Here is an 18,690-nt window from a genome sequence, read left to right as displayed (position 1 = left end):
GTTTAACAAAACGGACACAAATGTAAAAAAAATGTCGCTTGATACTTGCAATCTTCTTCATAAACTTACAAAATAGAAGTAGAGTTTACTCAGAATTCATAGAAGAAGGGAAGCATGAGGGTATAATGAGCATCGAAAGCGTAATTTCTGCGCCTGCACTGCTGATTCGAAACTTTGAGAAGAATGATTTGGAAGCTGTCACATCCTTGATGCGAGAACTGAATTATCCGACCACGCTCAACGTCATGCGTGAACGGATGGAGTCCATGAATGACAACCCGTTATACGGCAATCTGGTTGCCGAGGTTGATGGAACTGTCGTCGGCATGATCATGCTTCGTCAAGTCAAATCCTTCACTATGACCGAACCGGTCACTCAAATTACTTCGGTTATTGTAACCTCAAGCTACCGCGGCCAAGGAATTGGCAAACGACTGATTCGCGGTGCAGAGACATGGGGAAGACAGCATGGTAGCCACCTCTTGTTTCTCACAAGCGGCAACCGGGAAGAACTTGCTCCCGCACATGCATTTTATGAACATATTGGATTTGAAAAGGCTGGTTACCAGTTCAGCAAAAAGCTGTAGCCTGGGCCTTTTCATTAACCCACCCCGTTTTCGGGGTGGGTTTTTTCTTGTTATGACCTAGATTCCATGGAAGTTTAGAAGATTTTACCCGCTTATCAAAATACAAGGAAGTCATTCGATCAGGACCGGTATTGGTTTCTGGGGCCCTGAGCATAGAGTAGGAATTCAAGGACTCCTTTCCAACAATTGTAGGATTGCCGAAGGTATCAAATGTGTTACAATGTGTTCGTACCTGATTACAAAAATGTAACTAATGCCTGACCGTCCTACACCCATCCAGTTCAACATCTTAGAACGACGGTCAAGCAAACTCTACAACTATGAGCATAGGAGATGAGTATTCATGAACAACCATTGGATAAAGAAAATCGCAGGCGGCAGCATCGCGGCTGTATTGGCTGTCGGCATCATGCTGCCGACAACGGCTTCGGCTGCACCTGCTGAAAGCAATAATTATGTAAACTGGCAACAAAAGATCCAGAAATTCCTGGAGAGCCAAGGGTTGGAGTCACAGTTTAAATGGGTGGTCGTCCAACAACCGCAAACGGAAAAGCCTCAGGCGGACAAGCCTGCCGAGACGCCTCAAACAAGCAAGCCTGAGACCAGCAAACCAGAAGCAAGCAAACCAGAAGCAAGCAAACCAGAAGCAAGCAAACCAGAAGCAAGCAAGCCATCTACGACTCCGTCCCAGCCTTCCGAATCTGCGGGCACAACGGAGCAATCGAATTTTGCTTCCGAAGTTGTCAACTTGGTGAACCAAGAGCGTTCGAAAGCTGGCCTGAAGCCGCTCACGGTACATGCCAAGCTGACAACGGTAGCACTGGACAAAGCGAAGGACATGAGCAATAACAATTATTTCAGCCACACTTCGCCAACGTACGGCTCTCCATTCGACATGATGAAGGCTTACGGCATTTCTTACGGCTATGCCGGCGAGAATATCGCTAAAGGGCAGCGCACGCCGCAGGAAGTCATGAACTCCTGGATGAACAGCCAAGGTCACCGCGAAAATATCCTGTCTCCTAATTTCACCATGATCGGTGTGGGATATTACAACGGATACTGGGTTCAAGAATTCATCAGCCAATAAGCACGGTTCTTGTTTCACACGATGAGACTGCCCCGGGCGCGCAGATAACTGCGCCCGGGGCAGTCTTCTTTGCGTGTTTTGATTTGCAAATTTTTTATAGAAGTCTTAAGGTAATGTACATGAGGATTTTTGTAGGGGGAATGTCATGAAGTCATCTGCATGGATATGGCGTATCACGGCCTCCGTGTCGATTATCGTAACGATTGTGCTTATATTCGGTTTCGTGTATGCGTTTAAGGATATTAATGATCCTCAAGGGCAGCCCTTGCTCACCGGCGGTGATTCCGCCGCGCCAGGCCAAGAGACTGCGCCGACGAAGCCGGAACGGGCTCCGTCGGAAGCGGTGCTGCCAAATGATCTGAAAGTGACGGCGATCGGAGACTCGCTTGCCAAGGGAACGGGGGACAGCACCGGGGGCGGTTTTGTCCGCCGAAGCGTCGAACAATTGAACAGGGATGGACGAACAGCCAGCCTGCTGGCCAATCTGGCCATAAACGGAATAACCACCGAGGGACTTCTCCCTAAGCTGGACGACAAGGGAATACAGTATGCTTTGAAGGAAGCCAACGTCATTATGCTGTCTATCGGAGGCAATGATATCTTTCAAGGAAGCGGGCTGATGGAGGGGGCGGCGGATACAGGAGAGCTTGAACTCGATCCTGCCATGCTGATGGGCGCATTGCCGGAGGCCACCGAACGCTTGCAGACGATTCTTGAGAAGATTCGGGACATTAATCCGGATGCCCGAATTGTTTATATCGGCTTGTATCATCCCTTTTCCGATTTGGAAGAATTGTTGATACCCGGCAATGTCGTGGTCTCAGCCTGGAATCATGCGGTCATGGAGCTCGTTAACCGGGATCCGAATATGACACTTGTCCCTACATTCGATCTGTTTCAGCATAAGCTCGGCGAATATCTGTCCACGGACCATTTCCATCCGAACGGGGCAGGATATCAGGCCATCGCGGATCGAATTGTAGAAGGTGTGCTGTAGCATGAAGAGGATGTCAGGTGGGGAGATGGAAATCGATGAATAAACAAGCGCAGGAAATCGTACTATCCGTCCAGCATGTAAAAAAGAAAATCGGTCGAAAATGGATTATACATGATGTGTCGTTCGATGTGCGCGCGGGCGAAATATTCGGGTTCCTGGGACCGAACGGGGCAGGAAAAACAACCACGATCCGAATGCTTGTGGATTTGATCAAGCCGTCATCCGGCAGGATCGAGGTCTGCGGTTACGATGTGAACCGCCAGCAGGAGCAGGCGCTGCGCTGTATTGGATCCATCGTGGAGAATCCGGAGATGTATTCGTATTTGACCGGCTGGGAAAATCTCGAGCATTTTGCAAGAATGCAGCCCGGCATTGACGATCAGCGGATACAGGAAGTTGTGGATACGGTCAGGCTTGATCGAAGAATCCATGACAAGGTAAGCACTTATTCACTTGGCATGCGGCAGCGTTTGGGGATTGCCCAGGCTTTGCTCGGCAGGCCGAAGCTGCTCATTCTGGACGAGCCGACGAACGGTCTTGACCCGAAGGGAATCAAAGAAATGCGGCAGTTCATCCATCAGTTGGCCGAGGAGGGCTTGGCTGTATTTGTTTCCAGCCATCTGCTGAGCGAAATCCAGCTGTTATGCGATCGGGTAGCCATCATCAGCAGCGGAAGGGTGCTTGCCGTCGGCGAGGTCGATGAATTGATTGCCGGCAGCAGCGATCATGTCATCTGGGATCTGAATCCCGCCGTGCAGGGCAAACGAATTCTGCAGAAGCTGGATTATTGCGAGATCGTGGACCGCCCGGAGGATGTGCTTGACGATAATGTACTGGCAGGCATGTCACCGGACGCCGTTGTGACCCGAATGCATGCTGCACATACATCAAGGGCTGTGGAAAGGCTGGTTGGCGCCGGCGTGCAGGTCCGGGAGGTTCATCGGATCAATCCTACGCTGGAGCAGCTGTTCCTGCAGATGACGGAGGGTGAGAGCATTGAGTAATCTGTTGCCCCTGATCAAGAACGAATGCATCAAAATTATCAAGCGTAAGCGGTTTTATGTGGTTCTTCTGGTTCTCCTCGTCCTAGTGCCCATGTTTACATACGCCCAGATGAAGTCCGCGGAACGGAGCCGGGAGAAGTTTAACAGCGACTGGCGGCTTGAGCTTCAGCAGCGGATCACGGATAATGAGAATTCGCTTAGCAGTGACCGGGTGCCGGATGAATGGAAACGATATCGGCAAATCTTTATTCAGCAGATGCAGTATTATTTGCAGCATGATGTGAATCCTAATCAACCAAACGGGGTAACGTTCACGCGGGAATTTCTGAACAATGCGATATCCTTGTTTATCCCGCTGCTCATCATGGCCATTGCTTCGGATATCGTTTCCGGAGAGCGGACGACCGGCACCATTAAGATGCTCCTGACAAGGCCGGTAAAGCGCTGGAAAGTGCTGCTGAGCAAACTGGTTGCCTTGATCATGTTCACGTCGCTCATTGTCGTTTCCACCTTTGTCATCGCTTACCTGATCTCGGGTCTCGCTTTCGGCTACAAGGGGTTTGATATCCCGGTATTCACGGGTTTCCAAATTGTCGGGTCAGACGTGGATATGTCCGGCGTTCATGCGGTGCCCCAGTGGAAGTATTTGCTGATGCAGGGCGGTTTGGTCTGGTTTGTCGGCGTATGCGTCGGCATGCTGGCTTTTATGGTATCCGTCCTGGTTCGAAGCACGGCGGCCAGCATCGTCATTATGATGGCGGCATTGATCGCCGGAAATATTCTGACGAATATGGCGTCGGCATGGAGCAGCGCCAAATATTTGTTCATGGTAAACCTGAATTTGACCAGTTATTTAGCGGGCAATTTGCCGCCGATCGAGGGCATGACCTTGAATTTTTCCCTTGCCGTATTAGCCATCTGGGCGATTTGTGCGGTTATTGTTGCATTCAGTGTCTTTACGAGAAGGGATATCTTGAATTAAAATGGACAAAGCATGAAACATTTGTTTGCATTTTTTAGAGAACCGCGTTCTTCTAAAATATTGGAATGTAGAAATAGAAAACACGAGATACGTGAAATTGAAGGAGGAGCATGAATGGTCGAACAGATCGATATGTTTGCAGAGTCATCAAAGAACGGCGGTACTAACCGTTCAGGATACGATGCTGACGACATTCAAGTGCTCGAAGGCCTTGTTGCGGTACGCAAACGGCCAGGCATGTACATAGGGAGCACAAGCTCGTCGGGTCTGCACCATCTGGTATGGGAAATCGTGGACAACGCCGTAGACGAGCATTTGGCCAAGTACTGCTCGAGAATTGAAATTACTTTGCATAAAGACGGATCCGCGACGGTATACGATAACGGACGCGGTATTCCGACCGGGATGCACAAGACCGGCATTCCCACGCCGCAGGTGGTATTCACGATTTTGCATGCCGGCGGCAAATTCGGCGGTTCCGGATACAAGAAGTCCGGCGGGCTTCACGGCGTTGGCGCATCCGTAACCAATGCGTTGTCCGAGTGGCTGGAAGTGGAGATTTACCGCGAAGGTAAAATTCACCGCCAACGCTTCGAGTACTGGCAGGACAAAAAAGGAAAAGAGCATGTGGGAGAACCGGTAACCGGTCTCGAGGTGCTGGGCAATACGAACAAAACAGGGACGAAAATCACGTTTAAACCGGACGCTCGCGTGTTTACTTCGGGAACGCATCTGAACTACGACACGCTTGCAGAGCGCTTACAGGAGATTGCCTTCCTGAATTCAGGACTCCGGATCGTCTTGAAAGACGAGCGGAGCGGGAATGGGGAAGAATTTTTTTATGAAGGCGGCGCAAGCCAGTTCGTGCAGTTCTTGAATGAAGGCAAGGACGTGCTGCACGATGTGATCCATTTTTATGCCGAGAAGGATGACATCGAGGTCGAAATCGCCCTTCAATATAATGCAGGATATACCGAAACGCTGGCCTCGTTCGTTAACTCCATCCCGACGCGCGGGGGCGGTACGCATGAGACGGGCTTCAAGACGGCGTATACCCGCGTGATGAATGATTATGCACGGAAGAACAATCTTCTGAAGGAAAAGGACAAGAATCTGGAGGGGAATGACCTCCGGGAAGGCATGATGACCGTAATCAGCGTTAAGATGGCTGAGGTCGAATTCGTGGGCCAGACGAAGGACCAGCTGGGAAGCGCCTCTGCGCGGAGCGCGGTGGACAGCATCGTTACCGAGAAGATGCAAATTTTCCTAGAGGAAAATCCGCAGGTTGCCCAAACGCTGCTGAAGAAGGCCATTCAGGCCTCCAAAGCGCGCGAAGCGGCCCGGAAGGCAAGGGATGAGATGCGCAGCGGCAAGAAGCGCAGCGAGAGTTCCAATCTCGGCGGCAAGCTGACACCGGCTCAGTCCAAGGATTTTTCGCGAACCGAATTGTTCATTGTCGAAGGGGACTCCGCTGGCGGCTCGGCAAAGCAGGGGCGGGATTCTAAGATCCAGGCGATCCTGCCACTTAAAGGGAAGCCGATGAACCCGGAAAAATCCAAGCTGGCCGACATCCTGAAGAATGATGAATACCGTGCGATCGTATCCGCGATCGGCGCGGGGATCGGCACGGAGTTCACCTCCGGGGACAGCAATTATTCGAAAATCATCATCATGACCGATGCGGATACGGATGGAGCCCACATTCAGGTGCTGCTGCTCACGTTCTTCTACAGATACATGAAGCCCTTGATTGATGAAGGCCGCGTCTATCTTGCGCAGCCTCCGCTGTATAAAATCGCCAGCAAATCCGGCAAGCTGGAAACCGTGCGGTATGCCTGGACGGATGAACAGCTGGCTAATTATTTGAAGGAATTCAAAAATTTTGAGCTGCAGCGCTACAAGGGACTGGGCGAGATGAACCCGGAGCAGTTATGGGAAACGACGATGAACCCGGAAACGCGGACCTTGCTGCAGGTTCAAATCGAAGATGCCGCCAAAGCGGAGCGGCGCGTGTCTACGCTGATGGGAGATAAGGTAGATCCCCGCAAGCGGTGGATCGTAGAAAATGTCAACTTCGCGGAGTTTGAGGAATAGAAGGTGAATGAATGAGTTTATCGGAGCAATTTTTGCCGGCATTTCTGGAAGAGGTTGTAGGTGACCGATTTGGCCGGTATTCCAAGTATATAATTCAGGACCGGGCGATCCCGGACGTTCGTGACGGCCTGAAGCCCGTTCAGCGTCGGATTCTGTACGCCATGTACGATTCGGGTAACACACCGGATAAATCATACCGCAAATCAGCGAAAACCGTCGGGGATGTCATGGGTAACTACCATCCGCACGGGGACTCATCGATTTATGAAGGCATGGTACGGATGGCCCAGCCATGGAAAATGGGACATGTGCTTGTGGACGGTCACGGAAACTGGGGTTCCCAGGACGATGATCCGGCAGCAGCTATGCGTTATACCGAGGCCAGGCTGTCGCCGATTGCCATGGAGCTGCTGCGCGATATCGAGAAGCGAACCGTGCTGTTCAAGGACAATTTTGATAACACGGCGAAGGAGCCGGTTGTGCTGCCTTCGCGGTACCCGAATCTGCTTGTGAACGGAGCTAGCGGGATTTCCGCGGGCTTCGCCACCGAAATCCCGCCTCACAATCTGCGGGAAGTGATCGATGCGTGCATCGCCGTCATGCAGAAGCCGGAGATCGAGCTGGACGAGATCATGACGTTCATAAAAGGCCCGGACTTCCCGACCGGCGGTATCATCATGGGCGGCGAAGGCATTTTGGATGCCTATCGGACAGGCAAAGGCCGGGTCTATCTGCGATCCAAGACGGACATTGAATCGCTTCGTGGTGGTAAACAGCAGATCGTCATCACGGAAATTCCTTATCAGGTTGTTAAGTCCAGACTGGTTACGGCGATGGAAAACATTCGTCTTGAGAAAAAAGTCGAAGGCATCGCCGAGGTTCGGGACGAGAGCGGACGGGAAGGGCTTCGCATCGTCGTGGAGCTCAAGAAAGATGCCGACGCGAACGGGATTCTGGCTTATTTGTTCAAGAAAACCGACCTGCAGATTACGTACAATTTCAATATGGTTGCCATCGTGAACAAAACCCCTCAGCAGCTGGGGCTTAAAGCGATGCTGTCGGCCTATATCGATCATCAGCGTGAAGTCGTCACCCACCGGACGCAGTTCGAGCTGGAGAAAGCCGAGGATCGGGCTCATGTATTGGAAGGCCTCGTCAAGGCGCTCAACATACTGGACGAAGTGATTGCGGCTATTAAGGCTTCCAAGAATCGCCAGGATGCCCAGAACAATCTGCAATGGATGTTCGGTTTCACGGAGAGACAAGCCGACTCGATTCTGACGCTGCAATTATACCGTCTTACCAACCTTGAAATTCATTCCCTGCAAAAAGAGCTGGACGAGCTGACAAAGAAAATCGAGGGCTTGCGTGCGATTCTCGACAGCGATAAGAAGCTGATTGGCGTCATTCGCAAAGAGCTGATCGAAATTCGGGAGAAGTACGGCATCGACCGGCGTTCGGTTATCCAGGAAGAAGTGGAAGAGATCAAGGTGAATCTGGAAGTGCTTGTTAACGCCGAGGATGTGCTCGTAACCTTGTCGAATGAAGGCTATATCAAGCGTACCAGCATGTTATCCTTCACTCGCAGCGGCGGTGAGCTGGAAAGCTCAGGCGTCAAGGAAGGGGATTACATCACGCGGTTGTTTGAAGTCAATACCCTGGAGAATCTGCTGATCTTTACGAGCCGCGGGCAATATTTCTTATTGCCGGTGCATCAGGTTCCGGAGTACAAGTGGAAAGATGCCGGTACGGCTATCGTTAACGTGATCCAGGTACCGAAAGAGGACCATATCGTATCTGTCATCCCGGTTTCCAACTTTGACGAAGCGGGCAAATCGCTTGTTTTCGTGAGCCGCAAAGGACAAGTGAAGCGGACAGATCTCAAGGAGTACGTAACCAAACGGTCTGGCGCGGTTGCGGCAGCGAAGGTAGCTGCGGAAGACAGCATCATCCAGGTCGTTATGAGCGACAGCAATAAAGATATCGTGCTGATCTCGAAGGAAGGGATGAGCATCCGCTTCAATGAACAGGAAGTCAATGCCATGGGACGCGTTTCCGGCGGGGTTCGGGGAATCCAGCTTCGAGACGGGGACGAGGTCGTTGCGGCATTATGGGTGGAGAACGATGAAGGCGAGATTTTGACCATCACGGATCTAGGATACGGCAAACGAAGCTTGCTGTTGGATTATCCGGCCCAAAGCCGAGGCGGAAAAGGGATGGCCACGTTTGAGTTCAAGGAAGGCAAGCGGGTGAAGCCTAACGGCAGCGCCATTGTCGGCGCTTTCTATTGTCGCGAGCCGCTGCAGATTAACGCTTATAGCGAAGACGGGCAAGCTTTCCCGATTCACACGGAGAAGGTTCCGATTGCGGAGCGTAAATCGATTGGTAAACTACTGGCCGATGTCGGCAAGAACGGGCAGATTGTCGATTTGGTCAGTCTCCCGCATGCAGAGTTAGGCAAAGAAGGTTAGGCCAGAGCGAGCCTTTCCTTTAATTCGGATATAGATTGAATAGAGATGAATGGACGAAAGCACCTTCGATGAACGGTTGTCGGGGTGCTTTTGTTGTATTTAGCGTTGGATGACGCTTGTTTGATTTATACTATTTGACATATGTCTGGCGCTGTCGAAGTAAGGTGAATGTTGAGAAACGGCGTCACACAAGGCATGACGGGTTTTGTCGCTTGGTTGGAAATTATATTTTTTAACGAAAAAAGAAGGAAATTGGCTGGCGTCCAGCGAAAAGTTAATCCTATAAACTATTATGAAAATCATGACGCTGGCTCAAACGGAAGTTCATTCATCGGAGTACAGTGGGGCAAACTCAGATGGTATCAGGTTTGATCATGACAGACATAACGGAAGGGACGGGATAAACATGCATACTGCCGAATTCGCCAAGGTGTGGTCCAAGCTGGCCAAGGATTATAAACTCCATATGGAAGCCGGATTAGCCCCGACATTGACGGAGTCGCAACTCATGGTGCTGGAAGTGCTCGCTGAGCAGAAGCGGATGAAACCTTCCGATTTCATTCCTTACCTGGCTACAAGTCCGGCTGCCGTAACGATGCTATTGGACCGGATGGAGAAGAACGAATTGATCAAACGGGAACGGGACGAAAATGACAGACGGATTGTCTGGGTGACGATATCCTATAAAGGACGCGAGGAATATACGCGCGGATTACAGGTTAGGGAGGATTACCTTTCCCGGATTCTGAACCGCATATCCTCGCATAATCAACAGCTGCTTGTCTATCTATTGGGAAAGATCAGCACGGCTCCGCAGGAGGTTCTGGTCGAGGCGTAGGCATTTTTGATCCGGCATCCTACATGGAATGTACAGAAGCCCCCATGTCTCGCTGCCTGGCAGCTCCGACTTTGGGGGCGTTTCATAGTTTTGCTAATATTGCTTTCTAGTCACGTGCTCACTAACGAACCTTGGCATATTATGATGAAGTTAAGACTTAAGCAGCCATAAAGCCGGCACGTTAGCGGGTTCCCATCCAGGCAGGGACGTATGGGCTTGGCGGCACTCATAGGTTTTGCCTCCATACGTGACCAAAGCTCCCTGCTGGTATGAAGTATTCGGAGCCCAGGCCGGAGTTTCCGGTACAGAGCCGTCCGCCGTGGTGACTTGCAGCTCATTGCTGGCTGGGGATACGTTGCCTGCCGCATCGCGTGCTTTTACGGTAAAGCTATAGGTCGTGTTTGGCGATAATCCGCTAACTGTATAGGATAGCGTGCTGCCGGACACCGTCGTAACCAGCGCGGTGCCCCGATATACCTCATAGCCGCTTACTCCGACGTTATCCGTGGAATCGTTCCAGGCTAATGATACGCTTGTGGACGTCGATCCCGCAGATCGTAAATTGGCAGGAGCCGTCGGAGCTTGGGTGTCCGGAACGGGATTTGATGTGCTGGCGGTTAGCGGGCTGCTCGCCTGCGATACGTTGCCTGCTCCGTCACGGGCTTTTACCGTAAAGGTATAGGAGGTGCCTGCTTGCAGGCCGGTAACGGTGTGGCTCAGGGTGGATCCGGATACCGTTGCCACTAGATTGGAGCCTCGATAGATTTCATAGCCTGTGACTCCTACGTTATCCGTAGAGGCGTTCCAGGCGAGCGAAATGCTGCTGCTTGTAACCCCTGTGGTTCTCAGATTCGCCGGCACGGTCGGTGCCTGCGTGTCCTGATTGCCGCTGCCGTTATTCAGGTTCACGTCGATCACGTTATAGAAGGCATTGCCCGTATCGGCGATTTCCCATACGGCGAGGATGAGATAGTAGCCGGTGCGGTCGGTAGGTACGTTACAAGTATGGGTTACGGTGTTCGGCGGTTGTTTGCCGCCGTCATTGAAGGAGCAGAACAATTCGAGATCTGCGCGTGCGAGGGGTTTGCTGGAATCCCAGCCTTTTTTCGTAATATAATATTTCCAATCGGATGTAGCATGGGCTGCGGTCAACACCCACTTAAACGTGTTCGGCCCGCCGTTCATGTTCACTTTGCTCCAGCGGGTTGGCGTCTGTTCATACAGTTCGGTAAAGATTCCGGCACCGGTGATCTGGCCGTCCGCCGGTCCGCCGATCGGAAAGTTCCCTTTACCTTCCAGGGAATGCGGTTCATAAATGATTCTGCCGCAGTTGACGTTCTCGCCGAGCTTGCACTTATAACCACGACTGGCCGGTGATTCGATATAACCATGAGCGGAAACGCTGCTTGCCGTAATGATCATAATGGTGAAAAACAACAGTGTGCTTCCTAAAAAAATCCACAGCGGTTTCAAATGCAAGCGGTGATTTGTTTGACACGGAACCTGTTCCATAACAAATACCTCCTTGAAAATTTAATTTGAAATTCAGCGGACTCCTGTTGCTGATCAAGCCTCCTTAAGCTGCGGGTTTACTTGCTCTGCACATAACACGAAGGACCGAACCGGCTAGCGGCTCCATTCATGAATATTCTTGATCATCCTCCTCCTAGGCAGCCGTGATCTATATAAACCCCAAGATGAGGCCTATACCATGATTATACAAATAAACTAAAAAATGTTAATCTATTCTGCTTACTATTCTTTGCCATTCTTTGTTAAAAGTAAAGGGATAATATATTACGATAGAGGGATAAAATATTACAATATTTGTAATTAGATACATAGTCATAGCATTAGGCGTAGACATGCAAAAAAAACGAAATCCAATGATGGATTTCGTTTTTTTACATTCATTGATAGGTTCGTTATGTCGATCCCAGCTGGTCCATATTGAAGATACTCCAGGGATAAACGGAAGGCGGCATGGAACGAATGGAGATGTCCTCTTTGGTAACAGGGTGAGGGAACCCGACCAACACGGACCATAAGGCAATCTGTTGGCCGGCCTTGTTCACCTTGCTTCCATACTTCTGATCGCCGAACAGCGGATGACCCGCATGGCTGAGCTGTACACGTATTTGGTGCGGTCTGCCCGTGTGCAGCTCGATCAGGACAAGACTTACGCCTTCCGCTGCTTGTAGCACCGTATAATCCAGAATGGCTTCCTTGGCTCCGTCCGTCCCTTTGGAGGCAACGTGGACGGTGTTGGTTTTCGCATCCTTGTACAGCATGTTCACGAGCCGGCCTGAAGTTTTCGCTGGAACACCGTGAACGACCGCTACATACTGCTTACGGAAGCTGCGGCTCCGGACGGCCTCCGATAATCGGGAGGCGGCTTTGGACGTCTTAGCGAATACCATCGCTCCGCCCACGGGACGGTCAAGGCGGTGCACCAATCCCAAAAAAACGTTCCCCGGCTTGTCATAACGCTCCTTGATGTCCTGTTTCAGTATGGTCAGCATGTCGGGATCGCCGGTAGCATCCTCCTGCGAGGGGATGTTGACCGGCTTGGTTACGCCCAACACATGATTATCCTCGAAAAGAATCGGCACGGCCGGATACGATGCTGGTCCCCGTCTGCTCATCGAATCAGGACTCCCATCGGCCCAGAATGCCGCATGGCAGGTTCATGCCGGAGCGGGTAATCGGCAATCCGATTTCGCCTGCACTGATCAATCCGCCATACTTCGGCTTCATGGTCATGGTGAGCATGTTGTTCAGAACGGTCGGGGAGATGCCGGTCGTGTAGGAGTTAATCAGCATGAACAGCGGGTTATCCGATACGATGCTCATGCAGCTTTCGAGAAATGGATACAGGCTGTGTTCCAGCTTCCACGTTTCTCCGCTTGGCCCGCGCCCATAAGAGGGAGGATCCATAATAATCGCATCGTATTTGTTTCCCCGGCGCTGTTCCCGCTGCACGAATTTAAACACGTCATCCGTAATATAACGGATTGGGCGGTCAGCCAGGCCGGACAATGCCGCGTTTTCCTTGGCCCATTGAACCATCCCTTTCGCAGCATCCACGTGGACGACCTGAGCACCGGCAGAGGCCGCAGCGACGGTAGCTCCGCCCGTATAGGCGAACAGGTTCAGCACGCTGATCGGACGACCGGCGGAAGCGATTTTGTCCATCATCCAGCGCCAGTTCGCAGCCTGCTCCGGGAACAAGCCGGTATGTTTAAAATTGGTCGGTCGAATATGAAATTTCAATTGGTCGTACGAGATGGTCCATCGATCCGGCAGCTGCTTTTTCATGTCCCATTGCCCGCCGCCGGACGAACTGCGGTGATAGTGCCCGTGTACATTGCGCCATTGTCCGTCTTCACGTTCAATCGGCCAGATGATCTGCGGATCCGGACGTCTTAGAATGACATCGCCCCAGCGCTCCAGCTTCTCACCGCCACCGGTGTCGATGACCTCGTAATCTTGCCAACCTTGAGCTACATACATGTTGAAAACCATCCTTCAAATAGTCATTTAGACTATATTGTACAACATATTGAAAGCTGAATGCCACCAAGGATTGCTTGCCTTAACCCAACCACCCGGATGATAAGGTCTAAGAAGTTCGGCTTACCCCAAATTTTCGAATGCGGGATGAAAACGGAATTCGCCACGAAGTTCATGAAGTGCGCCTTGCTGAAGCTCGGCGACCATGAACGCCTCATCGGAAACGGCAAATTGGGATACATCGATTCCATGGTTTCTGGCCTGGACAAAACCGTAACGCGGATAATACGAGGGATGGCCGAACAGAAACACAAGCGGATAGCCATGCGAGAGACACCGCCGTTTCCCCTCTTCAATCAGTTTTCCGCCGATCCCCTGCCGCTGATCGTTCGGAAGCACAGCCAGCGGCCCTAGCGCGGCTACCCGATGGGTATGATCGCCGTCAAGAAGGCTGGCCCGGCTGAACATAATATGCCCCTTGATGATCCCGTCCTCCTCGGCAACCATGGACAATTTCCTTTCAAAAGCTCCGTCTGCCCGCAATCGTTGTACCAGGATCGCTTCTTCCTGACCGGAAAAAACCTGGGTGAGCAGCCCGTTGACTTGTTCATAATCATTCTTGATTTCGGTACGTATGTTCATCGTTATCTCTCCTTCAACATATGGTTCATGGTTCTTCTTTTCATTATTCGTGTACGTACAATCGTTCCAAACTATCGATTCAGGCATCGCTACTCCGGCTTCTTTTCAATTTGCAATCCTTCAACATGCTTGCGCTTCATCAAATTGCGTTTCTTCCGGTTCTCTTTGCTTTCAAAGACGATATCCAGATCATAATCCTCTGGGTAGAGATCCTTAGCCGCAATGTAGGGCTTTAACCGTTTATGGTTGATTTTCAATCGCTCCTGTTGAATCATGACACCGATATGCCCTCTAGCGTCCATGGTTTCATAAACGGTGCCGCTTCGTTTCAAATAGGGCACATAGACCCGATCTCCAAGCTGATAAAGGGAAGAGGCAGGGGCTTCGTCTTCTTTATTCTTGTCGTCTAAGGGGTGATCCGGACCCTCGATTGGGAAAGAATCGCTTTCAACCGGGGTTGGTTCTCCGGCCCGTTCTTCGGTGTCCGAGCTATCCTCGTGACTGTAGGCCGCAATGCCTCTCCTCGTCCCCGCCTCCGTGATTTCCCGTGATCTGGCTATGATCGCTTCCGGAATCCCCAGCTTCGCAGCGATGACAAAAGCATAACTGTGTCCGGCTTCACCAATCCGCAGGCGGTAGAGCGGCTCGAGGGTGTCGGCATCAAATTCCATGCGGGCATTCTCAAAGCCTGCCGTGCGATCGGCAAAATTTTTGATTTCGGTAAAGTGGGTCGTGACCACGACCGTTGCTTGACGTTGGAACAGCTCTTCCAGAATGGCGATGGACAACCCGACGCCTTCACCCGGGTCTGTTCCGGAAGCCATTTCATCGAGCAATACCAGCGTGGACCTGCCGGCCGTCTGCAAAATATCGCGGATGTTGCGGATATGCGCCGAGAATGTGCTCAGGGCATGCTCCAAACTCTGCCCGTCCCCGATGTCGACGGACACCTCGTCAAAGACGGCGCAATGGCTGCCTTCCGCTACGGGAACCAGCAAACCGGACTGAACCATTATGGTGATCAGCCCAACCGTCTTCAGTGCAGAAGTTTTGCCGCCGGTATTCGGACCCGTGATAATTAAGGTTTTATATCGTTTCCCGATGGTGAAGTCCAGCGGTACCATGGAGGAGCCGATTAAAGGGTGAACCGCGGATTTCAGATGGATGAATCCTTCCTGGTTCAGATCCACATTCCGCCCTCCGATGGAAATCGCGTATTTGCCTCTGGCTATGATGTAGTCGTAGATTCCGACGGTATCGGCGTTGGTTCTCAGCTCGTATTGATACTGCTCGACGAGTGCCGTCAAATCGCTCAGCACTTTGGTTTCTTCCCGGACCTCATCGGCTTGCAGGTGGTTCAGTTCCATCTGAAGCCCCTGCATATCGGCGGGTTCGATGAATACCGTCTGCCCGCTGGCCGATTCATCCAGAATCGAGCCGCTCACGGCTTTTCGGTGCTCCTTCTTGATAGGCAGTACGAAACGTCCTCCGCGTTTGCTGACGACATGCTCTTGCATGATCCCTTTGTAACGGCTCATCAGGCTGTCGAGTTTACGCTTGATCCGTTCCTCGGTTACGATGATTTTTTTGCGGATTTTCGCCAGATCTTTGCTGGCGCCATCCACAACGCGGCCGGCATGAATGCTGCGTTCGATTTCGGACAGGAGCGGGCGCAGTTCATGCATGGAGGAGGCGTAGGAACTGATCGTCGGAGCAATGCTGCTCTTGGCGGCCATATATTGAATGAGCTGACGGCAGCTTCTGAGATACTGGACCAAATGGCCGAAATCGCGCTCGGACAGGACATATCCGGTGCCGAGCAAATCCAGGATCAATTCAACGCCCTCCAGTGAGGGAATAGGCACGCTAGCCCCGCTTTGCAGCAGGGTTTTAGCTTCTTCCGTTTCATTGAGCTTATTACGGATGGCCTTCAACTGGGTGAGGGGGGCCATCTTTTGAATGTGCGCAATGCCCAGATACGATACGGCAAAGCGTTCGAGTTCAGTGCGTATTTTCTCATATTCTAATTTGTTTAATGCCAATGGCTTCATGGGTTACATTCTCCTTTAGACTAAAATGGTGGAAGGTACTACAACGCAAAAAAGGGCGGAAAGCGAACTACTCAGGTTCGCTTTCCGCCCAAAGACCGTTATTCCGCTGGATATGGCGTGGGACAGCTCCAAATAACCCCGCTGAGTGAAGAGGGGAGACCCAAAAAATCCGTGCTGAACTCAGCACGGATGACCATATCCTATCGAAATAAACCCTAAAGGGGCTTCAATTGATATCCGCAGTTCTTAACTAATTCAACGGACGAAATGAGAATCCATCAAAAAATAAACATATCCCCAAACAGGAAATGCCCAGAATTTTACATTTCGATCCATATGAAATTGGGTTAGTTAAGAACGACCACCGACATCAAAATCTCTCCTTTAGATAAGAGTATGGGTTAACTATATCCATAAACAAGGTCGGAAGTCAAGATTTAAATGAGGATGCGTTTCCCGTAAAAAACTGTGATAAGATGGAAGGGTGACGCTGCTGCTAATCCTTAAGCCGTGCAGCAGCCAATGATCGCTTATGACAGGAGAGGAGCTGTATCCATGGGGAAATTGCTGACACGAAGTGAGGTTCCAATCGAGGCTACCTGGAATCTGGATGATTTGTTTGTCTCGCAAGAAGATTTTGAAGCGGGTCTCAAAGCGCTTGAATCGCAAGCTGCTCGATTGACGCGTTATAAGGGCAGGCTAGGCGATGGTGCATCTGTACTTCTCGAATGCTTGAATGAACAGGAAGCGTTGATGGAGAGCATCGGCCGAGTCGGGGCGTATGCCAGACTGCGTCAGTCGGAAGACGGAACCAACCCGTCCAACCTGGCGAATTCGGCCAAGACGGGCGATGTGTTGTCCCGCATCCAGTCCTCCTTAACTTTTATTGAAGCGGAGCTGTTGGATCTCCAGGACGGAACCATCGAGCATTACATAACGAAGGAAGAAGGGCTGGCACCTTATGCCCGAAGCTTGACGCTGCTGCTGGAGTCCAAGCCTCACCGCTTGAGTCCTGAGACGGAGAGCGTGCTTGCATCGCTGGGCGAGGTGCTCGGTTCCCCTTACCGCATCTATTTGCGCAGCAAGCTGTCGGATATGACCTTTGATGACATTCAAGTGAATGATGAAACCAAGCCGGTCTCGTTCCGTCTGTACGAGAATTCCTACGAAATGTCCGAGGATACGGAGCTTCGTCGCGAAGCCTATGCGTCTTTTACGAAGTCGCTGCAGGGGGCCCGTCACACTTTTGCCGAGGCGTATGCCACGGAAGTGAAGAAGCAGGTGGTGCTGTCCCGGCTTCGCGGGTATGACACCGTTACGGACATGCTGCTCAAGCCCCAGCAAGTGACAATGGATATGTACACTCATATCCACGATACGATTCTGAAGGAGCTTGCTCCGCATATGCGCAGGCTGATGAAGCTGAAGAAACGCGAGCTTGGTCTGGATCAGATGCTGTTCTGCGATTTGAAAGCGCCGATGGATCCGGATTTCAATCCGAGCGTAACCTATGAAGAAGCTTGTGCCACCATTTCCAGCGCCTTGTCGGTTCTTGGTCCCGAATACGGCGAGATCGTTGAATCTGCGTTCTCCAAGCGCTGGGTGGACTATGCCGATAATATCGGCAAATCTACCGGAGCGTTCTGTTCCTCGGTTTATGGTGTGCATTCCTATATCCTGATGGCATGGGCAGACAATATGCGCAATGCCTTCACGTTAGCACACGAGGTAGGGCATGCGGGCCATTTGATGCTCGCTGCACGCTATCAGCGCATCACCAATGCCCGTCCGTCCATGTATTTTATCGAAGCACCGTCAACGATGAACGAGCTTCTCTTGGCGGATCACTTGCTGAGTCAATCCGCGGATAAGCGGATGCGGCGCTGGATCATTCTCCAGCTGCTGAGCACCTATTACCACAACTTCGTGACGCACCTTCTGGAAGCGGAAATGCAGAGAAGGGTATACCGCCATGCGATGGCCGATGAACCGATTACGGCAGACAAGCTGTCCGAGCTTAAAGGCGTAGTGCTTTCCGATTTCTGGGGAGACGCCGTGGAACTGGACGAAGGCGCGAAGCTTACCTGGATGCGGCAACCGCATTACTATATGGGACTTTACCCTTACACCTATGCGGCAGGTTTGACCGCTTCAACAGCTGCGGCGCAGCTGATCCGCGAGGAGGGCCAACCGGCCGTGGACCGCTGGCTTCAAGTGCTTAAGGCCGGCGGCAGCAGGAACCCGCTGGAATTGATGGCCATGGCGGGCGTCGATATGTCCACGTCGGAGCCGATCTCCAAAGCGGTGGCTTACGTAGGCAGGCTGGTAGACGAACTGGAGTCCCTGTACCAATAGAACGAAACCGACACGCAGTGCGAAAACGAGAAGAAAAGGTGGTCCCCAGCATAAGAAGCTGTGGAC

General features: G+C 51.6%; 14 protein-coding genes. 9 read left to right on the top strand and 5 right to left on the bottom strand.

What is annotated here, in order from left to right; genetic code table 11:
• The first annotated feature begins 125 nt into the window (after positions 1-125).
• The 8 genes from BMX45_RS17755 (at position 126) to BMX45_RS17720 (ending at position 10,063) form a co-directional block, all read left to right on the top strand.
• Positions 126-587 (top strand): GNAT family N-acetyltransferase, encoded by a 462-nt coding sequence (locus tag BMX45_RS17755; RefSeq protein ID WP_090910846.1) that lies wholly within the window; start codon positions 126-128, stop codon positions 585-587.
• Positions 588-930: 343 nt separating this feature from the next.
• Positions 931-1,677, top strand: coding sequence for a CAP domain-containing protein (locus BMX45_RS17750; RefSeq protein ID WP_090910845.1), 747 nt, complete (start codon positions 931-933; stop codon positions 1,675-1,677).
• Between the two features lie 145 nt (positions 1,678-1,822).
• Positions 1,823-2,674, top strand: coding sequence for a GDSL-type esterase/lipase family protein (locus tag BMX45_RS17745; RefSeq protein WP_090910844.1), 852 nt, complete (start codon positions 1,823-1,825; stop codon positions 2,672-2,674).
• 35 nt (positions 2,675-2,709) lie between these two features.
• Positions 2,710-3,678, top strand: a complete 969-nt coding sequence (locus BMX45_RS17740; RefSeq protein WP_090910843.1) for an ABC transporter ATP-binding protein — start codon at positions 2,710-2,712, stop codon at positions 3,676-3,678.
• Positions 3,671-4,660 carry an ABC transporter permease gene (locus BMX45_RS17735; RefSeq protein WP_015734603.1) on the top strand — a complete coding sequence of 330 codons (990 nt, stop codon included), beginning with the start codon at positions 3,671-3,673 and terminating at the stop codon, positions 4,658-4,660. Before BMX45_RS17740 ends, BMX45_RS17735 begins: the two co-directional genes overlap by 8 nt.
• A gap of 114 nt (positions 4,661-4,774) precedes the next feature.
• Positions 4,775-6,754: a DNA topoisomerase IV subunit B gene (parE, locus tag BMX45_RS17730; protein WP_090910842.1), complete on the top strand. Its 1,980-nt coding sequence runs from the start codon at positions 4,775-4,777 to the stop codon at positions 6,752-6,754.
• 11 nt (positions 6,755-6,765) lie between these two features.
• Entirely contained in the window at positions 6,766-9,225 is a 2,460-nt protein-coding gene (gene gyrA, locus BMX45_RS17725; protein ID WP_090910841.1) for a DNA gyrase subunit A, read from the top strand.
• Between the two features lie 406 nt (positions 9,226-9,631).
• The gene (locus BMX45_RS17720; protein ID WP_090910840.1) at positions 9,632-10,063 is read left to right on the top strand and encodes a MarR family transcriptional regulator; all 432 of its coding nucleotides are present in this window, start codon (positions 9,632-9,634) and stop codon (positions 10,061-10,063) included.
• Between the two features lie 150 nt (positions 10,064-10,213).
• On the opposite strand, the gene BMX45_RS17715 is transcribed toward BMX45_RS17720, so the two are convergent.
• The 5 genes from BMX45_RS17715 to BMX45_RS17695 form a co-directional block, all read right to left on the bottom strand.
• Complete coding sequence (locus tag BMX45_RS17715; RefSeq protein WP_090910839.1) at positions 10,214-11,575, bottom strand: lytic polysaccharide monooxygenase; 1,362 nt, start codon at positions 11,573-11,575, stop codon at positions 10,214-10,216.
• A gap of 413 nt (positions 11,576-11,988) precedes the next feature.
• On the bottom strand, positions 11,989-12,708 hold the full coding sequence (locus BMX45_RS17710; protein ID WP_090910838.1) for an RluA family pseudouridine synthase: 720 nt from the start codon (positions 12,706-12,708) through the stop codon (positions 11,989-11,991).
• Positions 12,709-12,712: 4 nt separating this feature from the next.
• Positions 12,713-13,576: a class I SAM-dependent methyltransferase gene (locus tag BMX45_RS17705; protein WP_090910837.1), complete on the bottom strand. Its 864-nt coding sequence runs from the start codon at positions 13,574-13,576 to the stop codon at positions 12,713-12,715.
• A gap of 123 nt (positions 13,577-13,699) precedes the next feature.
• Complete coding sequence (locus tag BMX45_RS17700) at positions 13,700-14,218, bottom strand: GNAT family N-acetyltransferase (RefSeq protein ID WP_090910836.1); 519 nt, start codon at positions 14,216-14,218, stop codon at positions 13,700-13,702.
• An 89-nt stretch (positions 14,219-14,307) separates the two neighbouring features.
• Positions 14,308-16,269: an endonuclease MutS2 gene (locus BMX45_RS17695; protein ID WP_090910835.1), complete on the bottom strand. Its 1,962-nt coding sequence runs from the start codon at positions 16,267-16,269 to the stop codon at positions 14,308-14,310.
• 555 nt (positions 16,270-16,824) lie between these two features.
• On the opposite strand from BMX45_RS17695, the gene pepF reads away from it, so the two are divergent.
• The gene (pepF, locus tag BMX45_RS17690; protein ID WP_090910834.1) at positions 16,825-18,624 is read left to right on the top strand and encodes an oligoendopeptidase F; all 1,800 of its coding nucleotides are present in this window, start codon (positions 16,825-16,827) and stop codon (positions 18,622-18,624) included.
• Positions 18,625-18,690: the final 66 nt, after the last annotated feature.

Source organism: Paenibacillus sp. cl141a (assembly GCF_900109305.1).
GTDB lineage: Bacteria > Bacillota > Bacilli > Paenibacillales > Paenibacillaceae > Paenibacillus_AQ > Paenibacillus_AQ lautus_A.
This window is presented reverse-complemented; position numbering and strand designations above follow the sequence as displayed.